General features: G+C 48.2%; 4 protein-coding genes. 1 reads left to right on the forward strand and 3 read right to left on the reverse strand.

Annotated elements, in window-relative coordinates:
- Window positions 1-199: 199 nt before the first annotated feature.
- The 3 genes from V7L31_RS01245 to V7L31_RS01255 all read right to left on the reverse strand — a co-directional run bounded on the left by V7L31_RS01245 (window position 200) and on the right by V7L31_RS01255 (window position 5,749).
- The gene (locus V7L31_RS01245) at window positions 200-3,013 is read right to left on the reverse strand and encodes a response regulator (protein WP_334694576.1); all 2,814 of its coding nucleotides are present in this window, start codon (window positions 3,011-3,013) and stop codon (window positions 200-202) included.
- Window positions 3,010-5,379, reverse strand: coding sequence for an ATP-binding protein (locus V7L31_RS01250; protein WP_334694577.1), 2,370 nt, complete (start codon window positions 5,377-5,379; stop codon window positions 3,010-3,012). The genes V7L31_RS01245 and V7L31_RS01250 overlap by 4 nt, the downstream gene beginning before the upstream one ends.
- Before the next feature lie 88 nt (window positions 5,380-5,467).
- Window positions 5,468-5,749, reverse strand: coding sequence for a helix-turn-helix domain-containing protein (locus tag V7L31_RS01255; protein ID WP_334694578.1), 282 nt, complete (start codon window positions 5,747-5,749; stop codon window positions 5,468-5,470).
- A 209-nt stretch (window positions 5,750-5,958) separates the two neighbouring features.
- Here V7L31_RS01255 and V7L31_RS32510 point away from each other — a divergent pair, with 209 nt between their 5' ends.
- Window positions 5,959-6,186 (forward strand): sensor histidine kinase, encoded by a 228-nt coding sequence (locus V7L31_RS32510; RefSeq protein ID WP_442944336.1) that lies wholly within the window; start codon window positions 5,959-5,961, stop codon window positions 6,184-6,186.
- The last annotated feature ends 590 nt before the right edge of the window (window positions 6,187-6,776 follow it).

Consider the following 6,776-nt stretch of genomic DNA (forward strand, 5'->3'; position numbering starts at 1 on the left):
GCATCTTTATTGTCTTGTTGCTCTACGTCGAACACTTCATTCGCGGTAGATTCAGATACGGGTTGCTCAGAGGGTTGATCGGATGTCATAAGATGAAGTTTAGTACTGCAATGCTTTGGTGGGTAAGGTTTATTTTTTAAGTTGGTTTACCAACTCGCTGTCACCTGCAAAAAGCTGTTCTACTGTTGAAGATCCTAGTTCATGGATATTTTTCCTTGCGCCTCCACAAACGGGCAACCGTTGTGACAATTTCTGCTGGCTCAATTGGTTTAGCTAAGTGTTGTTGAAATCCAGCCTGTAATGCTTGAGTGCGATCGAACTCTCCGGCATAAGCAGTCAGGGCAATGGCTGGAACTTGACTCGCTGGCAACTGTGCCCGAATTTGTTGTAGGAGCATATATCCATCCATGTCTGGCATCCCGATGTCGCTGACGATGAGATTGGGAGTGGATTTTTCTATTGCTTGCAAGGCTTCAATCCCAGAAGCAACGCTGGTAACGATCGCCCCTGCTTGCTCTAAGACAAAGGCGACGTACTCCCGCGAATCTGTATCATCATCCACGACTAAGATAAAGATGTTAGTCAAATCACCGATTGAGTCTGAGGATAATTCTGTAGAGGGTCGTTCACTGAAGGGAGACGCAAGCGGAATTTTGACTGTAAACGTAGCACCTTGCTCGTCACCCGGACTCTCAGTCGCAATTGTTCCGCCGTGCATTTCTACAATTTGACGCGCGATCGCCAGTCCCAATCCCAATCCACCAAACTTGCGCGTGGTCGCTGCATCTTCTTGCCGAAAATGTTCAAAGACGTAAGGTAAGAAATCAGGATTGATGCCAATTCCTGTATCAGTGACTTGAATTTGGGCATGAGTGTCTGTGTGAGCGAGTGCAACCGTGATTTGCCCACCTTGAGGCGTAAACTTCACAGCGTTGGAGAGCAGATTCCAGACCACCTGTTGTAATCGTCCAGCATCACCGATTACGATTCTGGCATTCGCTGGGAAGGTTGTCTCAATTTGCAGTGACTTGGCAACGGCTGCGAGGCGAACCGTTTCTAAAGCGGCTGTGATGACTGCACCCAGATCAACGGGCATCTGGTTCAAACTCAATTTGCCCTGTAGAATCCGAGAGATGTCGAGCAAGTCATTAATCAGTTGAGCTTGTAACTGAGCATTGCGTTCGATAATTTCCAGGCCAGTTGTCGTTCGTTCTGGGTTAAGATTGCCTTTTTGCAACAGCTTTGCCCAACCCAGAATCGGATTGAGGGGCGAGCGCAATTCGTGCGACAACACGGCTAAAAATTCGTCTTTGATCTGGTTTGCTCGTTGTAATTGCTCTGCCTGTTGCTGAATGGAGTTGAGTAAGTTGTTGCGCTCCAGGGCGATCGCCATCTGGTCACAGACCGATTGCAGTAGGCTGGCTTCGTCTGGGGTGAAGTCGGTGCGGCGGCGGCTGGCAAAGGAAAGCCCACCGAGCAACCGCCCTTGCACGATCAGGGGTTGTCCAGCGTAAGCTGTGATACCAGGTATGTGAGATAGTTGCTTCGAGGGATGATTGGAGAGTTGGTCTTGATTCAGAATGATTTGCTGTTGTTCTTGTGCGACTATCCCACAGAGATATTCACCAAACTCAAGCCATTCGATCGCCTGCGCTGTCGCTTCAGAAATTCCTTCATAGTTTCGCAGGTGCAGCATCGGGCGATCGTCTTTTTCTTCCACCATGTAATTGTAGTAGTAATCGAGGTCTAGCTGGGTAGAGAGCTTGCTGAACAGGTTATGCATCAGCGTCAAAGGTTGCTCGGTGGCGAGGAGGTCGCTGGTGGTGTCATAGAGTGCCTGAAAACGTTCCTCGGCTTGTCGTTGTGCGGTTTCGTCCCGCATGATTTTGATGAATCCATGCGTCACCTTGTCTCCATTCCGCAGGGGCATGACAAAGCCCGTGCCCCAAAACCGACTACCATCTTTGCGAATGTGCCAGCGTTTATTTTCCGCTCGTCCTTCTGTCAGGGCAAGGTGCAGTTCTCGCTCAGATTTGCCTTTTACATTATCTTCGGGGGTGAAAATAATGCGACCACTTTGCCCGAAAATTTCGGCTTCGGAATACCCTAACAATCGCTGGGCACCAGAATTCCAGCTTGTGAACCGATTATCAAGATCCAGGGTCAAAATGGCATATTCTTTTGCACTTTCAATCATCAACCGGAGGCGAGATTCACTTTCGCGCAGGTTAGCTTCGGCTTGCTTGCGTAAGCGAAGCTCGTCGTAGACATCGCTAATGTCGTAAGAGACTGATAGCGCTGCCTCTACTTCCCCCTGCGCGTTGTATAAAGGCGTACCGTGAGTCATGTAGTCGCGATCGTGACTGTGATGCTCTAAGGTAAAAGGTTCGCCAGCCAACGCTTGACGATAGTAAGGTTCATGGCAACTTGCCAGATCGGGATCGAGGGCTTCCCATAGCGTTTTGCCCACCAGATCCTCAGAGATCAAGCCTGCATTATTCAGCGCTTCACCCTCTGCTAGCAGATAGCGCAATTCGCGATCCACGATGAAAACTGCTCCATTTGGCAAGTTTGCTGCTACTCTGCGGAGGCGGGTTTCGCTCTGGTGCAACGCAATTTCTGCCTGTTGGCGTTCGCGACGTTCTTGTGCCTCTTGCAATGCTCGTTGCACACAAAACACTAATCGCCCCATCCGTTGTTTCAACACATAATCGGTGGCTCCCCGTTTCAGGGCTTCGATCGCTAATTCTTCCCCCATGCTGGCAGAGACGAAAATCAAGGGCAGATCGGGACGCAAGTTATGGGCAATTTTTAATGCTGAGATGCCATCAAAAGTAGGCAAGGCATAGTCTGCCAAAATCAGGTCAAACTCATCGGTTTCTAATGCGCTGATGAAGTCAGAGCGAGTTTCCACCCGTCGCAGTTCACAGTCAACGCCCCCATCCAGCAGCGTCACCTCAATCACCTCTGCATCGAGTGGATTGTCTTCTAGCAAGAGAAATCTCAGCTTCATTTTTGTTTCTCCTGTTTAGGTAACGAAAAGTAGAACGTTGCTCCCCGATCGAGCGCGCCCTCTGCCCAGGTGCGTCCGCCATGCCGATGAATAATTCGCCGCACGTTCGCAAGTCCCACACCCGTTCCGGCAAACTGTTGTTGAGAGTGCAATCGCTGGAAAATGCGGAATAAGCGATCGTGATACTGCATATCAAATCCTGCACCGTTGTCTTGTACAAAGAATACTGTTTCGTGTTCGTAATTTCTACTACCAACGGTGATAATTGTTTCAGGGCGATCGCGGGTGTATTTAACCGCATTGGCAAGCAAGTTTTGCCAAACCAGCCGCAGCATTGCCAAATCACCCTGCACCGTTGGCAGGGCTGCAACCTGCCAACGAATCACTCGTCCAGTCATCTCTGGTTGCAACTGTTGCTGCACCTGTTGTACCAGTGTGTTCATCTCAACCGTCGTCTGGCGCATTTGAGCCTGTCCCATGCGAGAAAACTCCAGTAGGTCATCCACCATTGCCCCAGCTTGTCGAGCCGACTGCGCGATGATATTCAAATACCGCCGACTTGTTGCATCTAACTGGGTTGAATCTAGTTTTTGCCAAAGGCGTTCTGCCGTTATGGTGATGTAGTTCAGTGGTGTTTTTAAGTCATGGGAAACTGAACCAGAAAAGGCTTCTAGTTCCTGGTTGAGTGCTTCCAGTTGAGTGGTGCGCTCTTGCACTCGCTGTTCTAGCTGTTGGTTGAGGGTACGGTATTGTTCCTCCGACTCGCGCAAGGCAGCTTCGGCGTGGGCGCGTTCGACTGCCGCCCAGGTGCGCTCTGCCGTTTCCTCTACAAAGGTAATCTCGTCAGGAATCCAGTCGCGGGGAGTGTGCTGATTGGTGGCTACGCTAGCCACCAGGCGAATGCCCTTAATCAGGGGGACAACGATCAGCGCACCGATGTCGTTTCCCCGGTAAGACGCTCGCTGGTCATCTGGCATTGCGGGGTCTGTATCAACATCACGAACTACCCAGGGCTGCCCGTCCACAAGCCACGGCATCGGCCACCCCTCAAGCGGATAGCGGCGAGCATGGCTTGGTGTTCCCGGCTGATGCCAGTCGCGGGCTACGACAAACTCAGCATGTGGCTCGTCAATCTCAAAATAATAGGCGCGATCGCTGCCGAGATGTTTCCCCAGCACACAGACCGCCTGGTATTTGATTTCCTCTGGGTCACTGAGGGATCGCAGTGCGTCGTTGAGCGTCACCCGGAAGGCATCGAGTTTGGCACCACGGCGCAATTGGGCTTCTGCCTGCTTGCGATCGGTGATGTCGCTCGCTGCACCAAGCCACTCCACGATTTCATCTTGGGCATTCAGCAGTGGGATCGCCCGCGAAAATGTCCAGCCGACCGTCCCATCTAGCTGAATGACTCGGTGTTCTAACTCAAACGTACTCTTGGTACGAATGGCGGCTTGAATAGCAACCATCACCTCCGGCTGATCCTCTAGAGGAATGTACTGTTCCAGCCATGTACCGCTTGCATTTTCGGTGCTGGTAAGAAAATCTTTGCCTTTGAGGTAACGCATCTCGCTCCAATCCGCGCTCATTTTATACACAATGTCTGAACTTGCGGTGACGAATAAGCGGAGTTGTTCTTCTGAAGAGCGCAAGGCTACTTCCGCCTGCTTGCGAGCGCTGATATCGTTGAACAAAATGGCAACTTGTCGTGCCGCTGCGTCGCCGATACGAAAGGCATAGACATCGTAAAATCTGCCGAGTGCGGTGGCACGGTGTTCAAAGCGTTGTGCAACGCCCGTTAGAGCGATGCATCCGTAAATTTCAAACCAAAATTCTTCATGTTGTGGCACGAACTCGCGCATTGTTCTGCCGATGACATTTTCGAGTCCGGTTTGCCGTTCAAACGCCGGATTCACTTCCAGAAAACGGTAATCAAACGGTTTTTCGTTTGCGTCAAACAATACTTCAATCGTGCAGAAGCCTTCGTCAATTGAGGTGAACAGCGAGCGATATTTTCCTTCGCTCTGGCGCAATTGATTGAGCGCGGCAAGTTCTGCTTCGGCGGCGCGGCGCATATCTTCAACGCGCAATTGGCTCTCCGACTGCTGGCGATCGGTAATATCTTGAGTCGTCCCATCTGCTGTTTGCCCGATCGCTGCTCCCGGCGACCCAGAGTTTAACAGCCTTGCTTCGGGTGGCTTGGGCTGGTCGAGTTCGGTCAAGAGAATTTGCACCGCCGTCTTCAGGCTATCCGACCAAGTTTCTACCGCGCCTAACTGTGTCTCGGACCAATCGTGCGATCGAATCAACCTTGCTATTTCACCATCACCTGCAAAAAGCTGTTCTATCGTTGAACTATCCTGGGTCATGCGTCTTTTTCCTATCGTCTACCTTCTGCCTCCTGCCTTCTTCAATTAGTTCACCAATAGGACTAGGGACTAATATTTTTACTCAGCACTAATTCTCTTCATCAAAGTACTCTGCAAGCAAAATCGGAGCGCAAATTCGGTGAAACTTAACTGGAGAATCTTTCAATTCATGTAGCATATTTTTTAGCTGCATGAGTGCCAGGGGTGAAGGTTGGGTACGGTTATTCTCCCACCGGGCGATTGTTGGCACAGCAACTTTTAATCGCATGGCAAATTGGGCTTGGGTCAATCCTAAGAGTTGACGCAGTTGGTGGACAAAGATGCCAGTTTCGGTACGCGGTACGGTTGGCGTGCGAGGTGTGGTGGTCATCAATCTATCCTCTATGATCGATTAGCGATCAGTTAATATCTTATCTATCAAAAAGCATTAGGTAAGGAGTAAGCATCTATCGCTTGAAGTAGATTTAACACCCTGAACGAGAGGTACTTAAATTTTTTGAGAATCATGTACGGTGACAAATTAAATAGCATTGAGACAAATTCCTGTCATCAAGCTAACGCTTACTTATTGAAACGCATATCAGCCTCACTATCCACAATGAAGGTAATCCGATTTCTTCAGAAGCTCAATCAATCTTATTTCAACAATTTCGTCGAACCATTTCTGCTGGGAATCAAACAGGATGGGGATTAGGATTATTTTTAGCAAAGAGCATTATTGAAGCGCATCAGGGGACGATTGAAGTTGAAAGTGCCCAGGGCAAGGGGACAAGCTTTATCGTTAAATTGCCTAAACTCCCCTATTAGAAGATGTTTTAAAAGTCGAAACCAGTCAAAACTTTACCCTCTTTCACCTATTACTAAATATATCTCCTGGTTTGGTTTCTATACAAATATTGAAATTGGTTCTCAAAGCTTTACACAGACTGATTTTTAAATTTATAAACAGACGCAATGTATTACTAATACTAAGCGTATATGAGCGCTTATTTTCTCTGACTAAAGACAGTTTTATCCCTTCCTATAGAGAGTAGTGTAACCTACATTATTTGTTTATTTTATAAATAATAGAATCAAAAATTAGCAATTTTTAGTCCAGCTAAGATTAATCAAATTACTGTGTTTTAAACAGAAGCTGCCTCAATTGTTTCATTTTACTGCTATTTACCCTAGTGCTTATTTAGCTTAGGGTAGATAGCAATGCCAAAAATATCCGAAGTTCCAGTGTTTCATCTAGGGTTAAACAATCTGTCTAACTGAATATTGTGACTAAAAGTTAATTCCTAGAGCGGTAAAACTTGCTATAGCAATCCTAAATGAGTTGTGAAAAATTACACATAACGATAAGCTGGATCTAGTTAATATAGATAAAATACACAACTCCCTATATGAAAGAA

The organism is Nostoc sp. (assembly GCF_036916655.1).
GTDB lineage: Bacteria > Cyanobacteriota > Cyanobacteriia > Cyanobacteriales > Nostocaceae > Nostoc.